This is a genomic window from Rubrimonas cliftonensis, assembly GCF_900107585.1.
GTDB classification, from domain to species: Bacteria; Pseudomonadota; Alphaproteobacteria; order Rhodobacterales; family Rhodobacteraceae; genus Rubrimonas; species Rubrimonas cliftonensis.
Window position 1 is genome coordinate 52,327 of record NZ_FNQM01000004.1, and the last position, 24,832, is coordinate 77,158.

Below are 24,832 nucleotides of genomic sequence, written 5' to 3' on the forward strand. Positions count from 1 at the left end.
GACATCGTCCCGGGGGCCCTTGTGGATCTGACCGACTTCGACCCGCGCCTGTTGCGCCTCACCTACGCTAGCCGCGCCGTGGAATGGCTCTCGCGCGACGATCTTCGCGCCATCGCCGACAGCGCCCAGAAGCGCAACCGCGCGATGGGACTGACGGGCCTTCTGCTCTATGTGGATGGCGATTTCCTCCAGATACTGGAGGGGGCCGGCGGCGCCGTCGAGCAGCTTTTCGAGATGATCGAGAACGACCCGCGCAACAGGTGGGTGACGCGCCTCTCGACCGAGCGCGTACTGCGGCGGGCCTTCGCGGACTGGTCCATGGGCTGCTTCGAGCTGGGGCTCAAGCAGATCGAAGGGGACCATTTCTTCGTGCTGGACTGCGAGACGCCGCGCATCCGGCCGCGCTTCAGCGGCGATTTCTCGGTTTTCCTCGAGCAGTTCTACGCGCGCAATCAGGCGCTCGGCCGCGTCGCGGATTTCGCGAGGGCCGTCTGACGCCCTTCCTGCGCCATGCCGACCGGCGCAATGTCGGGCGGAGATGCTTTCGGGAGGAGCGACATGGCTGACATGACGGGGCGCGGCGTGGTGATTTCCGGCGGCAGCCGGGGCATTGGCCTGGCGATCGGCAAGGCCTGCGCGGCGGCGGGCGCGCATGTGGCGATCCTCGCCAAGACGGTCGAGCCGCACCCCAAGCTGCCGGGCACCATCCACACCGCGGCCGCCGAGATCGAGGCGGCCGGCCGCGCCCACGGCGCGAAGGCGCTGCCGATCCTCTGCGACATCCGCGACGAGACGGCGACGGCTGAGGCCGTTGCGCAGGCGGCCGACGTCTTCGGGCGGATCGACGCGGTGGTGAACAACGCCTCCGCCATCAGCCTGACGCCGACGCTCGGGACCGACGTGAAGCGCTTCGACCTGATGACCGGGGTGAACAGCCGCGGGACGTTCGTGCTGACCCAGGCCTGCCTGCCGCACCTGCTGAAGTCGGATCGCGGGCATATCCTGACGCTGTCGCCGCCGCTCGACCTCGACCCGAAATGGTTCGCCGGCCACGCCGCCTACAGTCTCGCCAAATACGGCATGAGCCTGCTCACCCACGCCTGGGCGGCGGAGTTCGCCGGCAAGGTCGCCGCCAACTGCCTGTGGCCTCGCACCGCGATCGACACCGCGGCGGTGCGCAACGTGCTCGGCGGAGACGCGATGGCGGCGCGCTGCCGCACCGACGCGGTCATGGCGGATGCGGCGCTGGCGATCCTGCGCAGGTCTGTGGACTTCTCGGGATGGTTCGTGCTGGACGACCTGATGCTCGCCGCCGAAGGCGTGACCGACTTCGAAGCCTATGCGGTGACGCCGGGCGCGGAGCTCTTCATCGACTTCTTCGTGCCGGCGGACGCGCCGCAGCCCGAGGCGGCCGGCGGCGTCGTGGGCTGGCGCGCGCCCTCCCTCTAGACGCGGGGCGCCGCCGGCCTGCCGGTCGCCTTGGTCGATGAACTCGCCGGGCGGCGGCCGCCGTCTCGCGGCAGTCCGCCAGGATCGTTCTGCGCATGGGGCGAATCCTTCGGCTTTCGGGTCGTTCGGAAAGGCGGAGGCCTTCCGGCGCGGCCATGCGGAAAAGGGTCGACGTCGGCAGCGCGGGCGCGCTCAGCCGCCGCCGGACGCTCGGGAAAGCGCTCGCGCGTGACGCATCGTCGCCGGCGGGGCTTTACGGGCGGCGGGGTTTTGCGCCATAGACGGCCGGAGGACCGCGCGAGCGCGGGTAACAATCGTGCGCGCGACGCCGGGTCGCTGTTGCGGAACATGAGGGGAAAGCCGGCATGGCTGAGCATCATCACCACGGGTCGATGGACATCTCCGAGCAGGAGCGGACCTTCGCCGGCTTTCTTCGGGTCGCCGGCGTCGCGATCGTCGTGGCCGTGGCCGTTCTCCTTGTCCTGACCACCCGCATCTGATCCGTCGCGCCGCGCGGCCGTCCGGCCCGCAGCGCATCCAGCCATGACGGCCCGCGCCGCCAGCGCGGCGGGTCGACGCGCCCAACCGAGAGGAGCGGCATGAAGATCGCAGTGCCGAAGGAGACCCGCGCCTACGAGACGCGCGTCGCGGCGGTTCCCGAGACCGTCAAGAAGTTCATCGCCCTCGGCGCCGAAGTCACGGTGCAGAGCGGGGCGGGGGACGCCGCCAGCATCCCCGACGCCGCGTTCGAGGCTGTCGGCGCAAGCATCGCCAAGTCCTTCGCCGCCTGCGTGAAGGACGCCGATTTGGTGCTGAAGATCCAGCGCCCGACCGATGCGGAGATCAAGTCCTTCAAGAAGGGCCAGATGCTGTTCAGCTCGATGTATCCCGGGCTCGACCGTCCGATCACCGACGCTCTGGCCGAGAAGGGCGTCGAGGTGTTCGCGATGGAGTTCATGCCGCGGATCAGCCGCGCGCAGAGCATGGACGTGCTGTCGAGCCAGGCCAACCTCGCCGGCTACAAGGCGGTGCTCGAGGCGGCGAACCTCTACGGCAAGGGCATGCCGCAGATGATGACGGCCGCGGGCACGGTGGCGCCCGCCAAGGCGTTCATCATGGGCGTCGGCGTCGCCGGCCTGCAGGCGATCGCCACGGCGCGCCGGCTCGGCGCGGTCGTCACGGCGACCGACGTGCGCCCCGCCACCGAGGAGCAGGTCGCCTCGCTCGGCGCGAAGTTCATCGCCGTGAAGAACGACGAGTTCCTCAACGCGCAGACCTCCGCCGGCTACGCCAAGGAGATGTCGGACGACTACAAGAAGCAGCAGGCGGAGCTGGTCGCCGGCCACATCGCCAAGCAGGACATCGTGGTGACCACCGCGCTTATCCCCGGCCGCAAGGCGCCGATCCTCGTCACGAAGGCGATGGTCGAGAGCATGAAGCCGGGCTCGATCATCGTCGATCTCGCGGTGGAGCAGGGCGGCAACGTCGAGGGCGCGGAGCTCGACAAGATCGTGGAGACCCCTAACGGCGTGAAGATCGTGGGCCTGCCGAACATGGCCGGGCGCCTCGCCGCCGACGCCTCGTCGCTCTTCGCGCGCAACCATCTCAATTTCCTGTCGCCGTTCATCAAGGACGGCGCGCTCACGCTCGACGAGGACGACGAGCTGGTGAAGGGCATTCGCCTGACCCGCGACGGGGCCCTCGTCCACCCGTTCCTGACGAAAGAAGGCTGACCGCCATGGCTGACGCGCTTCAAACGCTCCGCGACGCCGCGGAGGCCGCCGCTTCCTCCGCCGCCGCGCTCGCCGAGGCGGCCCGCGGCGTGGCCGCAGAGGCGGCCGCCAATGCGGAGGCCGCCGCGCCGGTCGCCGATGCGGCGGCCCATGCGAGCGGGGTGGACCCGTTCGTGTTCCGCCTCGCGATCTTCGTGCTGTCGATCTTCATCGGCTACTATGTCGTGTGGTCGGTGACGCCGGCCCTGCACACGCCGCTCATGTCCGTCACCAACGCGATCTCCTCGGTGATCGTGGTCGGCGCGCTGGTCGCGGTGGGGGCCGACGCCGCCGAGGGCGCCACGCAGGCGACGAAGATCTTCGGCTTCATCGCGCTGGTGCTCGCCTCGGTGAACATCTTCGGCGGCTTTCTTGTCACCGAGCGGATGCTCGGCATGTACAAGCCCAAAGAAAAGAAGTGAGGGCCATATAGATGGAGAATTTTGCGGCTCTCGCCTACCTCGTCTCCGGCGTCCTGTTCATCATGGCGCTGCGCGGGCTCAGCCATCCGACGACGTCGCGGCAGGGCAACCGCTACGGCATGATCGGCATGGCGCTGGCCATCGTCACCACGCTCGTCGTCGCCGGCCCCTCCAGCAACGAGGGCGTCCTGCTGATCGTGGCGGGGCTCGCCCTCGGCGGCTTCGCCGGCGCGCAGATCGCGAAGAAAGTGCCGATGACGGACATGCCGCAGCTGGTCGCGGCGTTCCACAGCCTCGTCGGCCTCGCGGCTGTGTTCGTGGCGGCGGCGGCGCTCTACAGCCCCGTGGCCTTCAACATCGGCGTTCCCGGCGACATCCACGCCGCTTCGCTGGTGGAGATGAGCCTCGGCGTCGCCATCGGCGCGATCACCTTCACTGGCTCGGTCATCGCCTTCGCCAAGCTCGACGGACGGATGTCGGGCGCTCCGATCATGCTGCCCAACCGGCACCTGATCAACGGCGCGCTCGCGGCCGGTCTGGTGTTCATGGTCTACACCTTCATCCAGACGCAGGACGTGTTCTGGTTCTGGGCGATCACCGCCGCGGCGCTGGCGCTGGGCGTGCTGATCATCATCCCGATCGGCGGCGCCGACATGCCGGTGGTCGTGTCGATGCTGAACAGCTACTCGGGCTGGGCGGCGGCGGGCATCGGCTTCACGCTGGGCAACGAGGCGCTGATCATCACCGGCTCGCTGGTCGGCTCCTCGGGCGCGATCCTGTCCTACATCATGTGCGCCGGCATGAACCGCAGCTTCATCTCCGTCATCCTCGGCGGCTGGGGCGGCGATGCGGCGGCGGCGGGCGGCGGCGAGGCGGGCGAGCAGAAGCCCTACAAGCGCGGCTCGGCGGACGACGCAGCCTTCATCATGCAGAACGCCGGCTCCGTCATCATCGTGCCGGGCTACGGCATGGCGGTGGCGCAGGCCCAGCACGCGCTGCGCGAGATGGGCGACAAGCTCAAGGAGGCGGGCGTGGACGTGAAATACGCCATCCACCCCGTCGCGGGCCGCATGCCGGGCCACATGAACGTGCTGCTGGCCGAGGCCAACGTGCCCTATGACGAGGTGTTCGAACTGGAGGACATCAACTCGGAGTTCTCCCGTGCGGACGTGGCCTTCGTCATCGGCGCCAACGACGTGACCAACCCCTCGGCCAAGACCGACCCGAAGTCACCCATCGCCGGCATGCCGGTGCTGGACGTGGAGAACGCCAAGACGGTGCTGTTCGTGAAGCGCTCGATGGGCGCGGGCTACGCCGGCGTCGAGAATCCGCTGTTCTTCTTCGACCAGACGATGATGCTGCTCGGCGACGCCAAGAAGATGTGCGAGGACATCGTCAAGGCGATGGACTGACGCAAAGCGCCATTGCGAACTCTGACGGCCCGCGCCCCGTGCGCGGGCCGTTTCGTTTTTGGGACGCGCCAATCAGGGCTTGATGTAGGTGTAGCCATCCATCTGCAGGCGCGACAGTTCCGCCACGCCGGAGGGCACGATGTCGTCCTCCCAAACGTCGAACAGATCGTCGTTGTAGGAAATTTTCCGGCCCGTCAGCGTGTTGTTGCAGACTTGGAAACCCACGCGCTGCGCCTTCAGCCCGGTGATGTTCTGCTGGAGCAGATCGTTCGACATGGCGTCGCGCAGCATCGAGACGCCGTCGCCGTGCAGGACGATCTTGATCTCCATGTTCTCCGCGCCGACGGCGTTGATGTGGTTCTGGATGTTGTTGAGCGCGCCGCGATAGGCCTTCGACTGCTCTCCGCCGCCGTAGTTGATGTGATAGACGACCTTCTGCTTGCCGTAGCGGGCCGTCTCCTCGGCGTGGGCCAGGATGGGAAGCGCCAGCGCGGCGAACAGAAGCGCGGCGGCGCGGATGAGCCTGATCATGGGTTTCCTCCGGTTATGGTTATGGGCGACCGGCGTAGCGCAGGGCCGGCCAGCCTCGCAGCTTCCCCGCTTGTCGGGTTCCGCGCCAGCAATTAAGGGGATGGCGAGACCAAGGAGGTAAGAATGGCCGGTCCGCGCACGCTCTACGACAAGATCTGGGACGCCCATAAGGTCCACGAGGCCGAGGACGGCACCTGCCTGATCTACATCGACCGCCACCTCGTGCATGAGGTGACTTCGCCCCAGGCATTCGAGGGCCTGCGGATGACCGGGCGCAAGGTGCGCCACCCCGAGGCGACGCTGGCGGTGCCCGACCACAACGTGCCGACCTCGGCCGACCGGACCGAGCAGATCAAGGACGAGGACAGCCGCATCCAGGTCGAGGCGCTGCGGACCAACGCGCGTGACTTCGGCGTGGAGATGTACGACGTCGACGACGTGCGGCAGGGCATCGTCCACATCATCGGGCCGGAGCAGGGGCTGACGCAGCCCGGCATGACCATCGTCTGCGGCGACAGCCACACCGCCACCCACGGCGCCTTCGGCGCGCTGGCGCACGGCATCGGCACCTCCGAGGTCGAGCATGTGCTCGCCACGCAGACGCTGATCCAGAAGAAATCCCGGAACATGAAGGTCGAGGTGACGGGCGCGCTGCCGGTCGGCGTCACGGCCAAGGACATCACGCTCTCGGTGATCGGCCACACCGGCACCGGCGGCGGCAACGGCCATGTCATCGAGTATTGCGGCGAGGCGATCCGCGCGCTCTCGATGGAAGGGCGCATGACCGTCTGCAACATGGCGATCGAGGGCGGCGCCCGCGCGGGGCTGATCGCGCCGGACGAGAAGACCTTCGCCTACATCATGGGCCGGCCGCGGGCGCCGAAGGGCGCGGCGTGGGAGATGGCGCTGCACGCCTGGCAGGAGCTGTTCTCCGACGAAGGCGCGCATTTCGACAAGCTGGTGACGCTGGATGCGGCGAAGATCGCCCCGGTCGTGACCTGGGGCACGAGCCCGGAAGACGTGCTGCCGATCACCGCGTCGGTGCCGCATCCGGAAGATTTCAAGGGCGGCAAGGTCGAGGCCGCGCGCCGCTCGCTCGACTACATGGGGCTGACGCCCGGCACGCCGCTGACCGAGATCGAGATCGACACGGTGTTCATCGGCTCCTGCACCAACGGCCGCATCGAGGACCTGCGCGAGGTCGCCAAGGTGATGGAGGGCCGGAAGGTCAAGGAAGGCCTGCGCGCCATGATCGTGCCGGGCTCGGGGCTGGTGCGGGCGCAGGCCGAGGAGGAGGGCATCGCCCAGAAGCTCATCGAGGCGGGCTTCGACTGGCGTTTCGCCGGCTGCTCGATGTGCCTCGGCATGAACCCCGACCAGCTGAAGCCCGGCGAGCGCTGCGCCTCCACCTCCAACCGCAACTTCGAGGGCCGTCAGGGCCGCGGCGGGCGCACCCACCTCCTCAGCCCCGCCATGGCGGCGGCGGCGGCGGTGACGGGCCGGCTGACGGACGTGCGGAGCCTCTGAGCGCCGTGGGCGGCGATGCTTCCGGGATGGCGCAGCTTGGGCGGGAGGCGGGCGTCCCGGCCTCGCCAGATGCGGCGCGGCTGGAGCGCGTGCCGAACCCGCACCCCGACGCGCTCTATGTCGCGCGCTTCACCTGCCCGGAGTTCACCTCGCTCTGCCCCGTCACCGGCCAGCCGGATTTCGCGCATCTGGTGATCGACTACGTTCCCGACGCCTGGCTGGTGGAGAGCAAGTCGCTGAAGCTCTACCTGACCAGTTTTCGCAACCACGGCGCCTTCCATGAGGATTGCACGGTGGGCGTGGGCCTGCGGCTGGTCGAGTTCTTGGCGCCGCGCTGGCTGCGCATCGCCGGCTACTGGTACCCCCGCGGCGGCATCCCCATCGACGTCTTCTGGCAGACCGGCGCGCCGCTGGAGGGGGTGTGGTTGCCCGAGACGGGGGTGGCGGTGTATCGGGGGAGGGGGTGAGTTTCTGTTCAGGCAAACCTTCCTATCGGATACTAAAATAAACTTAAAGCCCAGTCAGAAATGATGGTTAATCTCTGTGCCAAGAATTTCCATCTGAGCCATTTATGCTTATCGCTTTTCCAGAGGTTACTTCAACATTGGCAATCATCTGATGCCAATCAAGAAACATAATTTGACTGTTTGAAATTATACCTACCCGAGATGGCTCGTTGCACTCATTTCGAGCAGTCAAGAAGGGGCCTTCCATTGAGAATCGTGGCGTATATGCTTTATTCGAGCGACAGCCACCTCTAACTATTAGGACTCTTGGGTAATCGCCCAATAGAGATGGGACACTTAAGTTGTTATTGTTTCAGCTAACTTAAAATTTAGCATTCTCTGCCAAACTAGTGGAATACAACTCTGGCGTTCGCGATAGGATTCAAGAAATTCATCAGTGTCGAAGCCTTTTTGATCAATGCTTTGGATTTCTGCAGCGCCACCGAGCGTTAATTCCTTGAGCCAACCCCAGAAATTAGTCGACAACTCTGCTTTTGCTGCAAGAGAAGTCTCAGACCTAGAATATTCTGCAGCAAAATTGCCACATTCTATTTCAATTTGCTTTGTAATGTCGTCAAGGTTGACCGCGCCGTTGTGTTGGCCCGCCGCTTGAAACGGTAAGAACGATAATATAACCGGCACCCAGTACAGCTTCATTTTGCATTCTCCCGAGCTCAATCCAGACTCAAGGTTAACTGAACTCGGCTGCAATTAATAGTTAATTTATCAAGTAAAGAAATTGGCATAATGATGTGCCTTGATTGGTTATCTTAGAATTTGGCCAACTCCCGCTCCAGCGCCGCCAGCCTCAGCGCCACCAGATCGGGGTGGGTGCGGATGATGCGGTAGCGGCCTCGGCCGGTCTTGGCGACGAGGCCCTGCGCGGCGAGGCGCTGCAGCACCTGCGCGGCGTAGGTGCGCTTCATCGCGAAGCCGCGGTCGAGGACGTGGTCCTGCGCGTCGGCCACAGCGATGACGCGCCGCTCCCAGTTCGCCAGAAGCTCCATGATCGCGGCGAGCGGCGCCTCGGCGCGGGCGGCCATCGGCGCGCGCTCGCCTCGGCGGGCGGCGAGGAGGCGGCGGCGCAGCGCGTCGGCCTGCGGCTTCGGCAGGGCGGGGGCGAGGCTCTCCAGCGCGGCCTCGAGGCGGTGGCGGGCGAGTTCGGCGGCCTCGGCCTGCCGCTTCAGGCGGGCGATGCGCGCCGTCTCCTCCTCGACCTGCGCGAGCATCAGCTCGGCGCTCTCCGAGATGCGGGCGGCGGCGTCGGGGGCGGCGGCGTCGGGGGCGGTCGGGGCGGATGCGACTGGCGGGGACTGCGTGCTCGCGGCCATGGGCGCTTTCTCCAACGACTGTGTTCGGGAATGGGCGACTCTGAAATCGGCCGGCAGAGTACAGGCGCGGCCTCAAGAAGCGGTGAGCGGCGCGAAAGGCGGCGGGCGGGCGAGGACGGCGGCCCCGGCGACCCGGCGCAGGGCGCTGGCGGGGCGGGCTGATCCCGCGCGCGGCGGGGCGAGGACAGCGCGCATCGGTCCGCCCCCGATAACGGCCGGTTTCGGCCGCTTTCGGGCATGGAGGGGGCCGCGCGACGCGCGCGGGACGGGCGGATGGTCGGACTGTTCCCGCCAGGCGGGCCGATCTAGGGTCGCGGCCATGCGCATCATCTCCGCCCAAGAGGTCGCCGCGGCGACGCCCTATCCCGCCCTGATCGACGCGCTGTCGGCGGCCTTCGCCGAGCCCGGCGCGGTGGAGGCGCCGCCGCGCGCGCATCACGCCATGGCCGTGACGGGCCGGGCGGAGCGGACGCTGCTGCTGATGCCGGCCTGGGACCGCGACGGGCTGACGGTGGTGAAGCTGGTGACGGTGGCGCCGGACAACGGCGAACGCGGCCTGCCTGCGGTGCAGGGGGCGGTGCTGGTCGGCGACGCGGAGACCGGGGCCTGGCGGCTGGCGCTCGACGGCGGCGAGCTGACGGCGCGGCGCACGGCGGCGGCCTCGGCGCTGGCGGCGCGCTGGCTGGCGCGGGAGGATGCGTCGCGGCTGTTCATGGTGGGGACCGGGCGGCTCTCGACCGCGCTGATCGAGGCCCACGCGGCGGCGCTGCCGCTCAGCGAGGTGCGGGTGTGGGGGCGGCGGCCCGAGGCGGTCTCGCGCGTGGTGGAGTGGGCCCGCGCGCGGGGGTTCGACGCCGCGCCGGCGGCGCTGGAGGCGGGCGCGGGCTGGGCCGACGTGATCTCCTGCGCGACGCTGTCGCAGGCGCCGCTGATCGAGGGCGCGTGGCTGCGGCCGGGCGCGCATCTCGATCTCGTCGGCGCGTTCCGGCCCACGATGCGGGAGACGGACGGCGCCGCGGTGGCGCGCGCCTCGGTGTTCGTGGACACCATGGCCGGCGCGCGGGGCGAGGCGGGAGACCTGCTGCAGGCGGCGGCGGAGGGCGCCTTCGACTACGCCGACGTGCGGGCGGACCTCGCGGCGCTGTGCTCGGGCGGGCATGGCGGGCGGGCCTCGGCCGACGAGATCACGCTCTTCAAGTCGGTCGGCGCGTCGCTGGAGGATTTCGCCGCGGCGCGGCTGGCCGCCATGCGGCTGGCGGCGACGCGGCTGGCGGAGTGAGCGCTGCGGGGCGCATGGGGGGGCGCGCCGTCGCGCTGGCGGTCGTGGCGCTGGCGGCGTGGCTGAGCCTGACGCCCAAGCCGCCGTCGCTGCCCGGCGCGCCGGCGGGGACGGACCTGCTGGTGCATCTCGTCATGCATGGCGGCGCGGCGTTCTGCCTGCTGCGCGGCTGGGCGGGGGCGCTGCCGGCGGCGCTGGCGCTGGCCTTCGCGCTCGAGGGCGGGCAGGCGCTGGTTCCGGGGCGGCACGTCTTTTCCGGCGATCTCGCGATGAACCTCTCAGGCGTCGCGCTGGGGGCGATCGCCTCCGGGATGCTTGATCGCGGGCTGTTCGACGGGCTGCTCGCCCGGCGCCGGGCGCAGGCCGTAGGGGGCGACGAGCGCCCAGACATGGGGCGGGACCATGCGCTTCATCCGCCGGGGCGCTGAGCGGCGCAGGTGCAGCACGGTCTCGACGGCCTTCATCTCAAGCCGCGCGCGGGCGAACTCCAGGCCGCGGGGCCCGATGCGGGGCATGAGCCAGCCGACGAGGGGGCGCAGCCAGTTCGGCATGCCCCTGAGCGGCAGGCCCCCGGCGGCGCGCTCGGTGTTCTTCAGGAAGCCCTTCACGGCGCCGGCGCGGCGGCCCTTCGAGCCGCAGGGCGCGCTTTCGAACTCCGCGCCCAGCAGGTCGAGCATCGCCTGGCCGCGCGGGTTGCGGGCGATCACCCATTGCCGGCCCTCGCCGCCCATGTAGCCCACCGTGACGTCCGCCAGCACGTTGGCGTAGTCGACGCAGGTGCGGCAGGTCAGCGGGAAGAAGTCGGCCGGCAGCTTCGAGATCGGCAGCTTCAGGAACGGGATCAGGCGGGTGCGGCCGTCGTCGTGGCGGATCTCCACGCGGTAGTCGGCGCGGAATTCGAGGTAGCTGATCGTCTCCGGCCGGTCGTCGAGCAGGTCGAGGAAGCGGTGGAACTTCTCGGTTGTGGTGTTGTCCGAACAGGGCGTGCCGATGACGTAGAGCTTCTCGAGGCCAAGCTCCGCCTCCAGCCGCCGCAGCGCGTGGGTCTGGCAGGGGATGGCGATGACGGCGAGACGGCGGAAGCCGCGGGCGAGCGCGGGCTCCAGCAGCGCCAGCGTCGGCGCATAGCCCATCCGCATGCCCCGCGCGCCGGCCATGGCGGCGGGGTCGGTGACGATGACGGGCAGCGGACGCCAGCGGTCCTCGGGGTGCGGCGCGACGGTCAGCACGGCGTCGACCTCGCCGGTCTCCAGCAGGCGCTCGGCGATGCGGGTGGTCAGGCCGGTCCATTGCGCGCCCTCGGCGGGCGGCGCGAGGCGGGCGCGGCGCATGGCCAGGAAGGGGCCGAAATGCATCTCGTCAGGCCGCGCGGGGTCTCGCGCCCGGCCGTGGACCTGGCGCTCCATCGCGGCGTAGTCGGGCGCGATGAACTGGCAGGCGCGGCCGCAGGCCTTCGGGTCGGCCATGCGCGACACCCCGCAATCGGTGCAGAGCCGGCGCGGCGCGGGGTCGTCGCGCAGCGGCGGCGCCCAGAGCGGCGGAATGGCTGCGGGGGGCGAACGGTCGAGCATGGGCCGAGACTGCGGGCGGCGGCCCGGCGCGTCGAGCGGGCCAAAGGTCGCTGGGGGGGGCGGGCTGGGCAGGGATGCGCGGATTTCAGCCATCCGCCCCGCGGCGCCTCTTGAGCGATGAGGGCCGCGCCCTCCCTGGGGGGAGGGAGGGCGCGGCCCGTGCTGGTCGCACGGGCCAAGGGTCGAGCGAGGCGCCTTCAGGCCACAGGCCGCCTTCCGCGCTAATCGCCGTCGGCGGGCATGGCCTCGGCCGATGCCAGCGCGGCGGCGCCGGCGGTGGCCGCGCGCCGCCGTCTCTGGGTCGCGCGCGGCGGCGGGCGACCCTCCCGGCCCGCCGCCCGATTGCCGGCCCTTCGCCGCCGTGGCAGGTTCCCGCGCAGGTCCACACCCCGGAGCCCCGCGCCATGACAGCCGAGCCGCCCCTCCCGCCCCGCCGCCGTTTTCTCGCCGCCGCAGCCGCCGCGACGGCGGGCGCCGGCCTCGCCGCGCCGGCGCTGGCGCAGGCGACGGCGCGCGCCACGCTCGTCGGCGCCTTTCCGCGCGGCTTTCCCGGCGTCGGCGTGAACGCCGAGCGGCTGGCGCAGCGCATCACCGCGCTCTCCGACGGCCGGCTGGAGGTGAGCTATTTCGGCGGCGGCGAACTGGTGCCGCCTTTCGGCGTATTCGACGCGGTGGCCTCGGGCGCGGCGCAGTTCGGCCACACCGCGCCCTATTACGCGGTGGGGCAGGTGCGCTCATCGATGTACTTCACCGCCTTCCCCTACGGACTGACGGCGCTGGAGCTGGCGGGCTGGATCCGCTTCGGCGGCGGGCAGGCGCTGTGGGACGAGGCCTATGCGCCCTATGGCGTGAAGCCGTTCTACGCCGGCAACTCCGGCGCGCAGGCGGGCGGCTGGTTCCGCAACCCGATCAGTTCGCTCGACGACCTGCAGGGTCTCAAGATGCGCATCGGCGGCCTCGGCGGCGAGGTGATGCAGAAGCTCGGCGTGACGACGGTGCTGACGCCGCCGGCGGAGATCTTCCCCGCGCTGCAGTCGGGCGTGGTCGACGCGGCGGAGTTCGTCGGCCCCTGGAACGACATCGCCTTCGGCCTGCACCAGATCGCGCCCTACTACTACATGCCGGCCTTCCACGAGCCGGGCGCGGGTCTTGAGTGCATCGTCAACATGGCGTTCTTCGACGGCCTGTCGCCACATCTGCGCGGCGTGGTCGAGACGGCCGCGGCGGCGACGGCGGAGGAGACGCACGCCGATTTCCACTATCACAACGCGCGTGTCTTCAAGCAGCTCGTGGCGCTGGGGGTGAAGCCGTCGGCCTTTCCCGAGGACGTGGTCGCCGCGCTGGGCGCGGCCTCGCGCGAGGTGATCGAGGCCTATCCCGGCGACGACGCGCTCGCGCAGAGGGTCCACGCCTCCTACTTCGAGTTCGTGCGCGAGTGCGCGGCCTATGGCGGGGCGATGGAGGCGCGGGTCTATGGCGACCGCGCCCGGGTCTGGAGCGCGTGAGGGCGCGGCGCGGCGTCGCGCCGCCCGTCCGGAGCCGCCCGGCGTGAGCGGGGCGGGGCGGATGGCGGCGGCGGCGCTGGCGATCGTCGTCGCGGACCGCGCCAGCAAGCTCTGGGTGGTCGAGGGGCTGGACCTCGCGCGGGTCGGCCGGATCGAGGTGGTCGAAGGGTTCTTCTCGCTGCGCATGGCGTGGAACCGCGGCGTCAACTTCGGCCTGTTCGCCGATGACGCCGAGGAGCTGCGCTGGGCGCTGATCGCGCTGGCGGCGGCGATCAGCGTCGCCGTGGGCGTGTGGGCGATGCGCCGGGGCGACCGGCTTTCGCAGTTCGGGGCGGGGGTGCTGATCGGCGGCGCGCTCGGCAACGCCTGGGACCGGGCGACCTATGGCGCGGTGGCCGACTTCCTGAACGTGACGTGCTGCGGCTTGGTCAACCCTTACGCCTTCAACGTGGCCGACGTCGCGATCTTCGCGGGCGCGGCCGCGCTGGCGCTGGCGCCGTCGGGCGGCGGGCGCGCCGGCGACGCCGCGGGGTGAGCGCGTTGCGCCGCGCCGCGCGCGCGCCTAGAAGCGGAGCGTTGCAAGGGAGGATCGCCATGGCGATGCGCGCGCACACACACATGACGGCCCGCGGCGCTTTCCTGAAGCCTGCGCTGGCGGCGGCTCTGGCGCTCGCCGTGGCCGGCTGCTCCTCGGGCAGCCGCGAGTCGCTCGGCCTCAGCGCGCCGCCGCCCGACCCGTTCCTGACCGTCAAGCGCGCGCCGCTGGAGCTGCCGGCCGACATGCAGGCGCTGCCGCAGCCGCGGCCCGGCGCGCCGAGCCCGCGCGACCCTGACGCGCGGGCGCTGGCGCAGCAGGCGCTTGCGGCGTCGGCGCCGCGGGCGACGGGGCCGGCCGGCGCAGCCGCGGGCGGGGCGGGCGAGCGCGCGCTCGTCGCCGCGGCCGCCGCCGGCGAGAACGACGCGCAGGTGCGCGAGACCATCGTCGCCGAGGCGCGGCCGGCTGAACGCCGATACGGCCTCGACAGCTTCTTCGGCGTCGAGATCGAGCAGGACCCCGAGGCCGCCGCCGAGCGGCTCGACCCCATCGCCGAGAGCGACAGGCTTCGGGAACTGGGCGCCCCCGCCCCGACGCCGCCGGCGCCGACGGAGTGATGGAGGCCCCGCTTGCGCCGCCTCGCGCGCGGTCTATGTCAATCGACGACGCCGATCGGAGGAATGATCGCATGATGGGACTTGGAGCACGGGCCGTCTGCGCCGTCGCGGCGGTCACGATGGCTGGAGCGGCCCTCGCCGCGCCGAAGGTGACGAGCTTCACTCTCGACAACGGCATGGAGGCGGTCGTCATCGAGGACAATCGCGCCCCGGTCGTGACCCACATGGTCTGGTACCGCGTCGGCGCCGCGGACGAGCCGCGGGGGACCAGCGGCATCGCGCATTTCCTCGAACACCTGATGTTCAAGGGCACCGAGGTGATCCCCGAGGGCGCCTTCTCCAAGCTGGTCGCCGAGAACGGCGGTCAGGACAACGCCTTCACCTCACGCGACTACACCGCCTATTTCCAGCGCATCGCCGCCGACCGGCTGGAGACGGTGATGCGCATGGAGGCCGACCGGATGCGCAACCTCGTGCTCGGCGAGAACGCCGTCGAGACCGAGCGCGACGTCATCCTCGAGGAGCGCAGCCAGCGCACCGACAACAACCCCGGCGCCCTGTTCGGCGAGCAGATGTCCGCCGCGCTCTACATGCACCATCCCTACCGCATTCCGGTGATCGGCTGGCGGACCGAGATGGAGCAGCTTTCGCGCCAGGACGCGCTCGACTTCTACGCGCGCTACTATGCGCCGGACAACGCGATCCTCGTCGTGGCCGGCGATGTGGAGCCGGGGGAGGTGCGCCGGCTCGCGGAGACCTATTACGGCGTTCACGAGCCGTCGGGGCGCCCGCCCGAGGCGCGGCCGCAGGAGCCGCCGCAGCTTGCGCCGCGCCGCCTCCAGATGCGCGACGCGCGGGTGCGCCAGCCCTATGTGCTGCGCCAGTATCTCACGCCCACGCGAGTCTCCGGCGCGGCGGAGGACGCCGCGGCGCTGACCGTTCTGGCCGAGGTGCTGGGCGGCGGCGGCGTGACCTCGCGGCTGGCGCGGACGCTGGAGGTCGAGGAGGGCGTCGCGATCAGCACCGGCGCCTACTATTCGGCGTCCTCCCGCGACGACGCGGAGTTCGGGCTCTACGCCGTGCCGGCTGAGGGCGTTGACCTGTCGGCCGTGGAGGCGGGCGTTGACCGCGTGCTGGCGCGGCTGGCGACCGAGGGGCCGACCGCGGAGGAGCTGGAGCGCGCGCGCGTCGGCGTCTCGGCCGCGGAGATCTACGCCCAGGACAGCGGCGCCGGCCTCGCACGCCGCTACGGCGCGGCTCTCTCCGTGGGGCTGACGCTGGAGGAGATCGAGGCATGGCCGGACCTGCTCCGCGCCGTGGAGCGGGAGGACGTGATCCGCGCGGCGGCGATGCTGCGGCCCGAGGCGTCCGTCACCGGCTGGCTGATGGGAACCGAGACCGCGACCGCGGGCACCGAAGGATGATCGGCGTGAGCAGGACCGCAGGATTTCTGACCGGGCTTCTCGCCCCGGCGCTGCTGGCGGGCGCGGCCTGGGCGGCGGCGTCGATCCAGACGCTGACCTCGCCGGGCGGCAAGGACTACTGGCTCGTCGAGGAGGCCTCGATCCCCATGGTCGCCATGGAGATCAGCTTCGTCGGCGGCGCCTCGACCGAGCCCGACGGCAAGCTCGGCGCGTCGAACTTCCTCGCCGCGATGCTGGACGAGGGCGCGGGCGACATGGAGTCGCTGGCGTTCTCGACGCGGGCCGAACTGCTCGCGGCGAACTTCTCCTTCAGCGCCGGGCAGGATGCTTTCTCCGTCTCGGCGCGGATGCTGAGCGAGAACCTCGACGAGAGCGCCGTGCTGCTGCGCACCGCGATCGCCGAGCCGCGCTTCGACGAGGAGCCCATGCGCCGGGTGCGCGGGCAGATCGTCTCGTCCCTGCGCTCCGCCGAGACCGACCCCAATGCGCTGGCGAGCCGCGCCTGGTTCGGCGCGGCCTTCCCCGACCACCCCTACGGCCGGCCCGGCGACGGGACGATCGAGACCGTCTCCGCGCTCGACGCCGACGACCTGCGCGCCGCCCACCGGAGGCTGCTGACGCGTGAGGGCGCCGTGATCGGGATCGTCGGCGACGTCACGCCCGAGAAGGCCGGCGAGATGGTCGACATGCTGCTCGCCGGGCTGCCCGAGGCGGCGCCGGAGCGCCCCGCCATGGTCGAGCCCGACCCGGCCGGCGCCGTGAGCGTGGTGGATTTCGACGCGCCGCAGACGACGGTGATGTTCGGTCATGCCGGGCCGCTGCGCGACGACCCCGACTTCATCCCCGCCTATGTGATGAACTACATCCTGGGCGGGGGCGGGTTCAGCTCGCGCCTGACCGTGGAGGTTCGCGAGAAGCGCGGGCTGGCCTATTCCACCTACTCCTACATCGCCTCGCTCGACCGCGCCGGGCTGATCCTCGGCGGCGTCGGCACGGCGAACGCGCGCGCGGCTGAGTCGCTCGACGTGATCCGCGCGGAATGGCGGCGGATGGCGGAGGAGGGCGTGACGGCCGAGGAACTCGACAAGGCCAGGCGCTACCTGACCGGGGCCTACCCGCTGCGCTTCGACAGCAACGGCAAGATCGCGGGCATCCTCGTGGCGATGCAGCGCGACGGGCTGCCGGCGGACTATGTGACCACGCGCAACGCGCTGGTCGAGGCCGTGACGCCGGAGGACGTCTCCCGCGTGGCGCGGAAATGGCTCGACGCCGACGCGCTCCGCGTGGTCGCCGTGGGCCGACCCGAAGGGCTCGGCGAAGCGGTCGAGCCGGCGGCGATCCAGTAGGACGGACCGCCTTCGGCGGCTTTCGCCGGGGAAGCCTCTGCCGCAGGCCAGCCGCAGCGGCCCGCGGAGATCGCGTCAGAAGAGCGGGGGCCTGCGGCCGAACCAGGGCCGGGCGGCCTCCAGCTCGGCGGCGAGCGCCATCAGCGTCTCGTCATCGCCGAAGCGGGTCGCGATCTGCACGCCGATCGGCAGGCCCTCCGCGTTCCAGAACAGCGGCAGCGTCGCCGCGGGCTGGCCGCTGGCGTTGTAGACCGGCGCGAAGGGCGAATAGGGCAGGATGCCCGCCGGCCCGATGCGGTAGTCGCGGAAATCCGGGTTGATCGGCGCGAAGCGCCCGATCTCGGCGGGCGGCTCGGCCATCGTGGCGGTCAGGAACGCGTCACGCCCCTCGAAGAAGCCCGCCAGCGCCCGCCCGAAATCATGCACATGCTCGACCGCTTCGAGGTAGTCGGCGCCGGATCGCGTTTCGGCGAGGCGGATGGCGCCGAGGCTCACCGGCTCGAGCTCGTCGTCGCACAGGGGCGCGCCGCGCTTCGCGCAGCGCTCGCGCACCCAGAGCGCGGTGCCGCAGGCGACGATGGTGGTCCATGCGTCCATCAGCCCGGCGACGTCGACGGTCGGCCGCGCCTCCTCGACATGGTGGCCGAGGCTTTCGAGCAGGCGCGCGGCGTCCTCCACCGCGGCGCGGCAGTCGGGGTGGATCGGCGCGCCGTCGAGCCGGCCGGCGGTGAAGGCGACGCGCAGGCGCCGCGGCGGCCGGGCGATCGCGGCGGCGAAGCCCTCGCGCAGCGGCGGCGCGACATAGGGGCCGCCTGGGTCGTCGCCGCAGGCCGCGTCGAGCAGCGCGGCGCTGTCGCGCACGGAGCGGGTGATGAAGCCGTCGATCGCCATGCCGGCCCAGCCCTCGCCGGCGTAGGGGCCGTCCGGCAGTCGGGCGCGGGTCGGCTTCAGCCCGAAGAGGCCGCAGTTGGACGCCGGTATCCGCACCGAGCCGCCACCGTCCGAGCCATGCGCCGCCGGGACGACGCCCGCGGCGACCGCGGCCCCGGCGCCGCCCGACGAGCCGCCCGGCGTGCGGCCCAGGCTCCACGGGTTCAGCGTCGGACCGCCATAGACCTGAGCCTCGGTGACGGGGCCGACGCCGCCCTCCGGCGCGGTGGTGCGACCGAATGTGACCAGTCCGGTGGCGCGCAGCCGCTCGAACAGCAGGCTGTCGCGGGGCCACTCCGTCCAGCGCAGCAGCCGCGAGCCGCCGCTCGACGGGAAGTCGACCGCCTCGCAGCCGAGATCCTTGAGCAGGAACGGGACGCCGCAGAACGGCCCGGCGGGCGGGCCGGCGGCGATGGCGGCGCGGGCGGGGCCCTCGTCGAGCCGCGCGATGCAGTTCAGCCGCGCCTGAGCCGCCTCGGCCCGCGCGAGCGCGAGATCGAGCAGCGCCGTGGCCGTCGTCTCGCCGCGCGCGACCAGCGCCGCGAGGCCCAGCGCGTCATGGGCGGCGTAGTCGGCCTGCGACAGGCTCATTCCTGGAGGGGGGCGATCAGGGTCATGGCGCGCATCGCGTCGCCCATCACCGCGGGGGCGAAGGCGTCCGCGAAGATCTTGGCGAGTTCGCCATTGCGGTACATGCGGCTGAGCGCGCGGTCGACTTCCAACCGGAAGGCGTCGTCGTCGCGTGGCAGGGCGAGGCCCTGCGGCTCGATGGTCAGGACGTTGTTGGCGAGCGCGAGTTCCTCCGTCCGGCCCGACTCCGCGATCAGGAACAGAAGGATCGACTGATCGGCGAAATAGGCGTCGATGTCGCGCCCCAGCAGCCGGGCGATGCCCTCCTGATGCTCCTCTACCGTCACGACGTCGGCGATCATCTGGGTGCGCTCAAGCGTGGCGGCGAGGCTGCGCTCGGTGGTCGTGCCGGCGCGGACGCCGATGCGGCGGTTCGCAAGCATCGCGAAGTCCGCCGTCTCGCCGCGCCGCATCAGCACGCTGGCGCCGTCGACATAGACCGGAATCGAGAAATCGACGATTTCGCGGCGGCTAAGCGTCATCGACGCGGCGCCGCATAGCAGGTCGATCTGGTCGTCGACGATCGCCTGGAAGCGGTTCTCGGCCGTCACCGGCACATGCTGGACGATGATCGGGCTGATGCCGAGCTGATCCCCCAGCCGCTCCGAGACCCGGTTGCAGAGTTCGACGGTGTAGCCCCCGGCGACGCCGTCCTTGAGGAACGAGAGCGGCGGCGCATCCGCCCGCACCCCGACCCTCAGGGTGCCGGTTTCAGCGATGCGGTCGAGCACGTCGGCGTGCGCTCCGCCGGCCGTCAGCAGCACAAGAAGCAGTACCCTCAGCAGCATGACGCACTCTCCCGAACAGCGCACAGACCTTAGCGATGCGACTCGATGCGGGATAGCACAAACCAGCCGCCTGCAAACGCCTCGACGCCGCCGCGTTCGGCGTGACGAAGCCTCATTTTCGCGTTAATCATCCCGTGGCGACAGCAGGGGGCGCACGATGAGTTTCTGGGACCGGCTCACTGGCGAATTTATCGATGTCATCGACTGGACCGAGACGGCCCGGGACCAGATGGTGTGGCGATTTGACCGCCACGGCGCCGCCATCAAATACGGCGCAAAGTTGACCGTTCGTGAAGGACAGGCCGCCGTCTTCGTCCATGAAGGTCAACTCGCCGACGTCTTTCCGCCGGGTCTCTACATGCTCGAGACCAACAACATGCCGGTGATGACGACGCTCCAGCATTGGGACCATGGCTTCGAATCACCCTTCAAGTCCGAGATTTACTTCGTCTCGACGCGCCGCTTTCAGGACATGAAGTGGGGCACGCGCAACCCGATCATCATGCGCGACCCGGAGTTCGGCGTGATCCGCGCGCGGGCCTTCGGAACCTATAGCCTGCGCGTGACCGACCCCGGGCGCTTCATGACCGAGGTCGTCGGCACCGACGGCGAGTTCACCACCGACGAGATCACGTTCCAGCTGCGCAACGTCATCGTCAGCGCCTTCTCCAACGCCCTGGCGAAGTCGGGCGTCGCGGCGCTCGACATGGCGGGCGCGACGGACCAGCTCGGCGAGTTGCTGCGCAAGCGCATCGCGCCGGAGCTGGCGGCCTATGGCGTCGAGACGCCTATGCTGACGGTGGAGAACATCTCTCTGCCCGCCGAGGTCGAGGCCGCGATCGACCGGCGCACCTCGATGGGCGTCGTGGGCGATCTGGGCAAGTACGCGCAGTTCCAGGCCGCCGAGGCGATGCGCGAGGCGGCGGGGACGCCGGGCTCGGCCATGGGTACGATGATCGGCGTGGGCATGGGCGGCGCGATGGCGCCGGGGCCGTGGGGCGGGGCTGGCGGCGCTGGCGGCGGCTGGGCTGGCGGCGGAGCCGCGGCGGCCCCGCCGCCGCCGCCCGAGCGCGTCTGGCACGTCGCCGAGAACGGTCAGACGAGGGGGCCGTTCAGCCGCGCCGATCTCGGCCGGATGCTCGCCGAGGGCGGGCTGACGCGCGAGACTCTGGTCTGGACCGCCGGCGCGGCGGGCTGGACGCGCGCCGGCGACATCACCGAACTCGCGCAGCTCTTCACGATCGCGCCGCCGCCCCCGCCGCCGCCCGCCGGCTAGGCGCCGGCCATGGCGCAGCGGATGGGGCCCTGGGGGCGCAGGCCGGCGCCGGACGCCGCGCGCGCCGGCGGCGCCATCGCCGGGCGCGCCGGCGGCGAGACGGACGCGGCCGGCGCCGGCGGCGAGACAGACGCGGCGCAGGCCGGGCCGCCGCCCTCGCACTACCCCTGCGGCGCATGCGGCGCGATGCTGGGCTACCAGCCCGGCGCCGAGGAGCTCCTATGCGCCTTCTGCGGCGCGACGACGCGGATCGCGCAGGCCGACGCGCTGGCTTCGGCGGCGGCCGTCGCCGAGCGCGACCTGAGCGCGGCGCTGAGGGCGGGCGGCGCGACGGCGGACCTCGAGACGACCGAGGTCGTGCGTTGCGAAGCCTGCGGCGCGCGCGTGACCTTCGAGGCCGGCGTCCACGCGGAGACCTGCCCGTTCTGTGCGAGCCCCATCGTCGGCGAGACCAGCCCCGACCGCCATGTGAAGCCGCAGGCGGTGCTGCCCTTCGCCATCGACGCCAAGCAGGCGGGCGCGGCGGTGACGCGCTGGCTGGGCGGGCTGTGGTTCGCGCCCTCGGGCCTGAGTCGGCAAGCGCGCACCGGGGCGCTGAGCGGCGTCTACACCCCTTACTGGACCTTCGACGCGCAGGCCGAGGCCGCCTATTCCGGCGAGCGCGGCGACGCCTACACGGTGACGGTGCGGGGCCGCGACGGCAAGCCGCAGAGCGTGACGCGCATCCGCTGGCGGCCCGCCCGCGGCCGGGTCTCGCGCGCCTTCGACGACGTGCTGACGGTCGGCTCGACCTCTCTGCCGCGGGAGGACGCCGAGGCGCTGGCCCCCTGGGACCTCTCCGACCTGCGGCCCTATGACCGCGACTGGCTGGCGGGGTTCCGCGCCGAGGCCTACACGGTGGACCTCGCGCAGGCCTGGGGCCACGCGCGCGAGGCGATGGAGCGGACCATGGCCGCCGACGCGCGCCGGGCCATCGGCGGCGACATGCAGCGCCTGCACCGGCTCGATATGCGGCTGGAGGGCGAGACCTTCAAGCACTTGCTGCTGCCGGTCTGGATCGGCGCCTATCGCTGGCGCGGCGCGGTCTATCGCGTGCTGGTCAACGGCCGCACGGGCGCCGTGCGGGGCAGCCGGCCGTGGTCGGTCTGGAAGATCGCGCTGGCGGTTCTGGCGGCGCTGGCGCTCGCCGCGGCGGCGGCGCTGCTCGCGCTGGCGGCGGACGGGCGGCTGCCGGGCTGAGCGCTGCTCAGCCGAGCAACGCCCGGCGCAGCAGGTTGAGGCCGGTCAGCGTCAGCACCGCCAGTGTGGCGCGGCGGAAGGTCTGCGCGTCCAGCCGGTCGTGGACCGCATAGCCGGCGTACATCCCGACCGCCACGGGGATCACCGCCAGCGCCGAGAGCTGCGCCGTCTGCGCGTTCAGCACGCCGGAGATGGTCTGGCCGACGGTGAGCGCCGCCGCGCCGAGGCCGAAGATCACGCCGAGGGCGAGCATCGTGTCCTTCTTCGGCGCCTCGATGGCGAGCAGGTAGAGCGTGACCGGCGGCCCCCATACCCCGGCGAGCCCGCCGCAGAGGCCGCCGACCAGCCCGGCGACGGCCTCCCAGAGCCGGGGCCGGGCCTTCACGCCGCGCGGCTTCCAGCCGAGCAGCTGGGTCGCGGCGAAGCTCGTCACCACCGCGCCGAGCAGCCCGAAGAACGCCCGGTCGCTCAGCACGGTCAGCAGCTGGGAGAAGGCGGCGATCGAGGGCAGCAGCACGGCAAGCAGCAGCCGGTAGCGCTTGAGCGTCGTCCACGCCTCGCCGACGCCCTCGCGGAAGCTCTGCCAGGCGTTCGACAGCAGCATCGGCAGGATGAGCAGCGCCACCGCCGTCTGCGCCGGCAGGAACGTCCCCAGCAGCGACACGCCGATCAGCGGCAGGGCGAAGCCGACCGCGCCCTTGGAGAAGCCGCCGAGAAACAGGATGCCCGCCGCGGCGACCGCCCCCGAGACGCCATGGGCGGCGATGAAGGCGTTAAGGCTTTCCATGGGGCGGCGCTTCCGGTCGGGCGACGGGGTTCGGGTCCTCCTTCGACCGGCGGCGTCGCAAGGTCAATGCGCGGGGCGCGCGAGCGGCAAGTGCCGAAAGTTGACCGCAACAATGTTCTGACGGGATGCTTGATCAGGCAACGAAGTTGCGCCGGCGTTGACTGGCGGGCCGCGAGGCGCTAGGTCTCGCCGCATCAGCGAAGGAACTATTGCGCCGCAGCGTCGGCGCGCCTCTCAAGCCTGCCGGGGGTCGCCCATGAACGTCGCCACGCCGCTCGCCGCTCCGCTCGACGCCGACGGACCCTTCGACGCGCTCGCTCTCGCCGAGGCCGCCGTCGCGGCGGTCGACGCTGCGCTCGCCGGCGCGAAGTCGGGGCTCAAGGCCCGCGTCTCCTCCGCCGACGAGAGCGGGCGGGCGCGCATCTCCAACAGCGCGCTGGAGGCCGACCAGTACGCCGCGCATGCGCTGGCCTGGGCGGCGACCTATGGCGAATCGCTGCGCGAGATGGCCGACTGGGCGAAGCGCCTCGACGCCGAGAACAAGTTCGGCGAGATGGAGCTGCTGATCCTGCAGATCGCGTTCGGCGAGTATCTCGCGCAGCTGCGCGGCGGCCTGCCGATGAGCCAGGGCGAGATGGCGCGGCTGTCCGATCTCGGCGTCTCGCTGCAGGGCGAGGCGGTCGATCGGCTGATCGCCGAGGGAAACACCGACGCCGCGCGCAAGCGGCTCGTCGCACTGATGGCCGAGCGCGGCGGCGCGGCGACCTTCGGCGATTGCGGCCTCGACGACGAGTTCGAGATGGTGCGCGACCAGTTCCGGCGCTTCGCCGACGACAAGGTGGTTCCGCACGCCCACGAATGGCATCTCAAGGACGAGCTTATCCCCGACGCCATCATCACGGAGATGGCGGAGCTGGGCGTCTTCGGGCTGACGATCCCGGAGGAATTCGGCGGCTTCGGCATGGGCAAGACGGCGATGTGCGTCGTCTCCGAGGAGCTTTCGCGCGGCTATATCGGCGTCGGCTCGCTGGGCACCCGCACCGAGATCGCCGCAGAGCTGGTGATCTGCGGCGGCACGCAGGCCCAGAAGGAGGAATGGCTGCCGAAATTCGCCTCCGGCGAGGTGCTGCCGACGGCGGTGTTCACCGAGCCGAACACGGGCTCCGACCTCGGCGCGCTCAGGACGCGCGCGCGCAGGGACGGCGACGCCTGGGTGATCACCGGGAACAAGACCTGGATCACCCACGGCGCCCGCACCGACGTCATGACTGTGCTGGCCCGGACCATCCCCGACACGACCGACTATCGCGGCCTGTCGATGTTCCTCGCGCCCAAGACGCGCGGCGACTGCGACCACCCGTTCCCCGACGCGACCATCGCCGGCGGCGAGATCGAGGTGCTCGGCTACCGCGGCATGAAGGAATACACCCTCTCGCTCGACGACCACCGCGTGCCGGGCGACGCGCTGCTCGGCGGCGTGGAGGGGCAGGGCTTCAAGCAGCTCATGCAGACCTTCGAGAGCGCCCGCATCCAGACCGCGGCGCGCGCCGTGGGCGTGGCGCAGTGCGCCATGGAGCTGGGGCTGCGCTACGCGCAGGAGCGCAGCGCCTTCGGCAAGCCGCTGATCGCGTTCCCGCGGGTCTATTCCAAGCTGGCGATGATGGCGGTGGAGATCATGGTGGCGCGGCAGCTCACCTATTTCTCCGCCCGCGAGAAGGACGCCGAGCGGCGCTGCGACCTTGAGGCCGGCATGGCGAAGCTGCTGGGCGCCCGCGTCGCGTGGTCCTGCGCGGACAACGCCCTGCAGATCCACGGCGGCAACGGCTTCGCGCTGGAGTATCCGATCAGCCGCGTTCTGTGCGACGCGCGCATCCTCAACATCTTCGAGGGCGCCGCCGAGATTCAGGCGCAGGTGATCGCGCGGCGGCTGCTGGAGACGGCCTGAGCCGCTCCGC

24 protein-coding genes are annotated in these 24,832 nt (G+C 71.1%); 17 read left to right on the plus strand and 7 right to left on the minus strand.

The annotated features are described in order from the left end of the window. Positions 1–21 precede the first annotated feature (21 nt). The 6 genes from BLW43_RS23915 to BLW43_RS08515 all read left to right on the plus strand — a co-directional run bounded on the left by BLW43_RS23915 (position 22) and on the right by BLW43_RS08515 (position 5,055). Entirely contained in the window at positions 22–495 is a 474-nt protein-coding gene (locus BLW43_RS23915; RefSeq protein ID WP_217632127.1) for a BLUF domain-containing protein, read from the plus strand. A gap of 63 nt (positions 496–558) precedes the next feature. Then, positions 559–1,449, plus strand: a complete 891-nt coding sequence (locus BLW43_RS08495; protein ID WP_245730974.1) for an SDR family oxidoreductase — start codon at positions 559–561, stop codon at positions 1,447–1,449. A gap of 365 nt (positions 1,450–1,814) precedes the next feature. Then, positions 1,815–1,949, plus strand: a complete 135-nt coding sequence (locus BLW43_RS08500; protein WP_093251838.1) for an aa3-type cytochrome c oxidase subunit IV — start codon at positions 1,815–1,817, stop codon at positions 1,947–1,949. A gap of 99 nt (positions 1,950–2,048) precedes the next feature. After that, positions 2,049–3,182, plus strand: coding sequence for a Re/Si-specific NAD(P)(+) transhydrogenase subunit alpha (locus BLW43_RS08505; RefSeq protein ID WP_093251840.1), 1,134 nt, complete (start codon positions 2,049–2,051; stop codon positions 3,180–3,182). 5 nt (positions 3,183–3,187) lie between these two features. Continuing rightward, on the plus strand, positions 3,188–3,643 hold the full coding sequence (locus BLW43_RS24720; protein WP_093251844.1) for an NAD(P) transhydrogenase subunit alpha part 2: 456 nt from the start codon (positions 3,188–3,190) through the stop codon (positions 3,641–3,643). A gap of 11 nt (positions 3,644–3,654) precedes the next feature. After that, a complete protein-coding gene (locus tag BLW43_RS08515; protein ID WP_093251848.1) occupies positions 3,655–5,055 on the plus strand; it encodes an NAD(P)(+) transhydrogenase (Re/Si-specific) subunit beta in 1,401 nt (466 codons plus the stop codon). Positions 5,056–5,127: 72 nt separating this feature from the next. Here the strand turns inward: BLW43_RS08515 and BLW43_RS08520 are convergent, their stop codons facing one another. After that, the gene (locus BLW43_RS08520) at positions 5,128–5,586 is read right to left on the minus strand and encodes a DsrE family protein (RefSeq protein ID WP_093251850.1); all 459 of its coding nucleotides are present in this window, start codon (positions 5,584–5,586) and stop codon (positions 5,128–5,130) included. A gap of 123 nt (positions 5,587–5,709) precedes the next feature. On the opposite strand from BLW43_RS08520, the gene leuC reads away from it, so the two are divergent. Next, positions 5,710–7,113 (plus strand): 3-isopropylmalate dehydratase large subunit, encoded by a 1,404-nt coding sequence (gene leuC, locus BLW43_RS08525; protein WP_093251853.1) that lies wholly within the window; start codon positions 5,710–5,712, stop codon positions 7,111–7,113. Positions 7,114–7,139: 26 nt separating this feature from the next. Next, positions 7,140–7,580 carry a preQ(1) synthase gene (queF, locus tag BLW43_RS08530; protein WP_093251855.1) on the plus strand — a complete coding sequence of 147 codons (441 nt, stop codon included), beginning with the start codon at positions 7,140–7,142 and terminating at the stop codon, positions 7,578–7,580. Between the two features lie 336 nt (positions 7,581–7,916). On the opposite strand, the gene BLW43_RS22895 is transcribed toward queF, so the two are convergent. Both BLW43_RS22895 and BLW43_RS08535 read right to left on the minus strand, forming a co-directional pair. Then, complete coding sequence (locus BLW43_RS22895; RefSeq protein WP_139284019.1) at positions 7,917–8,276, minus strand: hypothetical protein; 360 nt, start codon at positions 8,274–8,276, stop codon at positions 7,917–7,919. 113 nt (positions 8,277–8,389) lie between these two features. Then, entirely contained in the window at positions 8,390–8,950 is a 561-nt protein-coding gene (locus tag BLW43_RS08535; RefSeq protein ID WP_093251858.1) for a hypothetical protein, read from the minus strand. 319 nt (positions 8,951–9,269) lie between these two features. Between BLW43_RS08535 and lhpI the strand changes: the two genes are divergently transcribed. Next, entirely contained in the window at positions 9,270–10,229 is a 960-nt protein-coding gene (gene lhpI, locus BLW43_RS08540) for a bifunctional Delta(1)-pyrroline-2-carboxylate/Delta(1)-piperideine-2-carboxylate reductase (protein WP_093251860.1), read from the plus strand. 278 nt (positions 10,230–10,507) lie between these two features. On the opposite strand, the gene BLW43_RS08545 is transcribed toward lhpI, so the two are convergent. Further along, positions 10,508–11,800, minus strand: a complete 1,293-nt coding sequence (locus BLW43_RS08545) for a Coenzyme F420 hydrogenase/dehydrogenase, beta subunit C-terminal domain (RefSeq protein WP_093251863.1) — start codon at positions 11,798–11,800, stop codon at positions 10,508–10,510. Positions 11,801–12,204: 404 nt separating this feature from the next. Between BLW43_RS08545 and BLW43_RS08550 the strand changes: the two genes are divergently transcribed. From BLW43_RS08550 to BLW43_RS08570, 5 genes are all read left to right on the plus strand, one after another. Beyond that, positions 12,205–13,305, plus strand: coding sequence for a TRAP transporter substrate-binding protein (locus tag BLW43_RS08550; RefSeq protein WP_093251865.1), 1,101 nt, complete (start codon positions 12,205–12,207; stop codon positions 13,303–13,305). A gap of 43 nt (positions 13,306–13,348) precedes the next feature. Further along, a complete protein-coding gene (gene lspA / locus BLW43_RS08555; RefSeq protein ID WP_245730975.1) occupies positions 13,349–13,840 on the plus strand; it encodes a signal peptidase II in 492 nt (163 codons plus the stop codon). Between the two features lie 59 nt (positions 13,841–13,899). After that, positions 13,900–14,457: a DUF3035 domain-containing protein gene (locus tag BLW43_RS08560; RefSeq protein WP_093251868.1), complete on the plus strand. Its 558-nt coding sequence runs from the start codon at positions 13,900–13,902 to the stop codon at positions 14,455–14,457. Positions 14,458–14,531: 74 nt separating this feature from the next. Beyond that, complete coding sequence (locus BLW43_RS08565; RefSeq protein WP_093252624.1) at positions 14,532–15,881, plus strand: M16 family metallopeptidase; 1,350 nt, start codon at positions 14,532–14,534, stop codon at positions 15,879–15,881. A gap of 5 nt (positions 15,882–15,886) precedes the next feature. Beyond that, a complete protein-coding gene (locus BLW43_RS08570; protein WP_245730976.1) occupies positions 15,887–17,227 on the plus strand; it encodes a M16 family metallopeptidase in 1,341 nt (446 codons plus the stop codon). A 75-nt stretch (positions 17,228–17,302) separates the two neighbouring features. Here the strand turns inward: BLW43_RS08570 and BLW43_RS08575 are convergent, their stop codons facing one another. Then, positions 17,303–18,748 (minus strand): amidase, encoded by a 1,446-nt coding sequence (locus BLW43_RS08575; protein ID WP_093251873.1) that lies wholly within the window; start codon positions 18,746–18,748, stop codon positions 17,303–17,305. Next, entirely contained in the window at positions 18,745–19,575 is an 831-nt protein-coding gene (locus BLW43_RS08580; RefSeq protein ID WP_093251875.1) for an amino acid ABC transporter substrate-binding protein, read from the minus strand. Before BLW43_RS08580 ends, BLW43_RS08575 begins: the two co-directional genes overlap by 4 nt. 157 nt (positions 19,576–19,732) lie before the next feature. Here BLW43_RS08580 and BLW43_RS08585 point away from each other — a divergent pair, with 157 nt between their 5' ends. Beyond that, a complete protein-coding gene (locus BLW43_RS08585) occupies positions 19,733–20,851 on the plus strand; it encodes an SPFH domain-containing protein (RefSeq protein ID WP_093251882.1) in 1,119 nt (372 codons plus the stop codon). Between the two features lie 9 nt (positions 20,852–20,860). Then, positions 20,861–22,090: a TFIIB-type zinc ribbon-containing protein gene (locus BLW43_RS08590; RefSeq protein WP_245730977.1), complete on the plus strand. Its 1,230-nt coding sequence runs from the start codon at positions 20,861–20,863 to the stop codon at positions 22,088–22,090. A 7-nt stretch (positions 22,091–22,097) separates the two neighbouring features. Here the strand turns inward: BLW43_RS08590 and BLW43_RS08595 are convergent, their stop codons facing one another. Next, positions 22,098–22,877, minus strand: coding sequence for a sulfite exporter TauE/SafE family protein (locus BLW43_RS08595; protein WP_093251884.1), 780 nt, complete (start codon positions 22,875–22,877; stop codon positions 22,098–22,100). Positions 22,878–23,133: 256 nt separating this feature from the next. Here BLW43_RS08595 and BLW43_RS08600 point away from each other — a divergent pair, with 256 nt between their 5' ends. Further along, positions 23,134–24,822, plus strand: a complete 1,689-nt coding sequence (locus tag BLW43_RS08600; protein ID WP_093251886.1) for an acyl-CoA dehydrogenase family protein — start codon at positions 23,134–23,136, stop codon at positions 24,820–24,822. The last annotated feature ends 10 nt before the right edge of the window (positions 24,823–24,832 follow it).

Excerpts from the sequence above, each read along its gene's own strand:
- BLW43_RS08495 (WP_245730974.1), top strand. The coding sequence starts at position 559 with ATGGCTGACATGACGGGGCGCGGCGTGGTGATTTCCGGCGGCAGCCGG.
- BLW43_RS08500 (WP_093251838.1), top strand. The coding sequence starts at position 1,815 with ATGGCTGAGCATCATCACCACGGGTCGATGGACATCTCCGAGCAGGAG.
- BLW43_RS08505 (WP_093251840.1), top strand. The coding sequence starts at position 2,049 with ATGAAGATCGCAGTGCCGAAGGAGACCCGCGCCTACGAGACGCGCGTC.
- BLW43_RS24720 (WP_093251844.1), top strand. The coding sequence starts at position 3,188 with ATGGCTGACGCGCTTCAAACGCTCCGCGACGCCGCGGAGGCCGCCGCT.
- BLW43_RS08515 (WP_093251848.1), top strand. The coding sequence starts at position 3,655 with ATGGAGAATTTTGCGGCTCTCGCCTACCTCGTCTCCGGCGTCCTGTTC.
- BLW43_RS08520 (WP_093251850.1), bottom strand. The coding sequence starts at position 5,586 with ATGATCAGGCTCATCCGCGCCGCCGCGCTTCTGTTCGCCGCGCTGGCG.
- leuC (WP_093251853.1), top strand. The coding sequence starts at position 5,710 with ATGGCCGGTCCGCGCACGCTCTACGACAAGATCTGGGACGCCCATAAG.
- queF (WP_093251855.1), top strand. The coding sequence starts at position 7,140 with ATGGCGCAGCTTGGGCGGGAGGCGGGCGTCCCGGCCTCGCCAGATGCG.
- BLW43_RS22895 (WP_139284019.1), bottom strand. The coding sequence starts at position 8,276 with ATGAAGCTGTACTGGGTGCCGGTTATATTATCGTTCTTACCGTTTCAA.
- BLW43_RS08535 (WP_093251858.1), bottom strand. The coding sequence starts at position 8,950 with ATGGCCGCGAGCACGCAGTCCCCGCCAGTCGCATCCGCCCCGACCGCC.
- lhpI (WP_093251860.1), top strand. The coding sequence starts at position 9,270 with ATGCGCATCATCTCCGCCCAAGAGGTCGCCGCGGCGACGCCCTATCCC.
- BLW43_RS08545 (WP_093251863.1), bottom strand. The coding sequence starts at position 11,800 with ATGCTCGACCGTTCGCCCCCCGCAGCCATTCCGCCGCTCTGGGCGCCG.
- BLW43_RS08550 (WP_093251865.1), top strand. The coding sequence starts at position 12,205 with ATGACAGCCGAGCCGCCCCTCCCGCCCCGCCGCCGTTTTCTCGCCGCC.
- BLW43_RS08560 (WP_093251868.1), top strand. The coding sequence starts at position 13,900 with ATGGCGATGCGCGCGCACACACACATGACGGCCCGCGGCGCTTTCCTG.
- BLW43_RS08565 (WP_093252624.1), top strand. The coding sequence starts at position 14,532 with ATGGGACTTGGAGCACGGGCCGTCTGCGCCGTCGCGGCGGTCACGATG.
- BLW43_RS08575 (WP_093251873.1), bottom strand. The coding sequence starts at position 18,748 with ATGAGCCTGTCGCAGGCCGACTACGCCGCCCATGACGCGCTGGGCCTC.
- BLW43_RS08580 (WP_093251875.1), bottom strand. The coding sequence starts at position 19,575 with ATGCTGCTGAGGGTACTGCTTCTTGTGCTGCTGACGGCCGGCGGAGCG.
- BLW43_RS08585 (WP_093251882.1), top strand. The coding sequence starts at position 19,733 with ATGAGTTTCTGGGACCGGCTCACTGGCGAATTTATCGATGTCATCGAC.
- BLW43_RS08590 (WP_245730977.1), top strand. The coding sequence starts at position 20,861 with ATGGCGCAGCGGATGGGGCCCTGGGGGCGCAGGCCGGCGCCGGACGCC.
- BLW43_RS08595 (WP_093251884.1), bottom strand. The coding sequence starts at position 22,877 with ATGGAAAGCCTTAACGCCTTCATCGCCGCCCATGGCGTCTCGGGGGCG.
- BLW43_RS08600 (WP_093251886.1), top strand. The coding sequence starts at position 23,134 with ATGAACGTCGCCACGCCGCTCGCCGCTCCGCTCGACGCCGACGGACCC.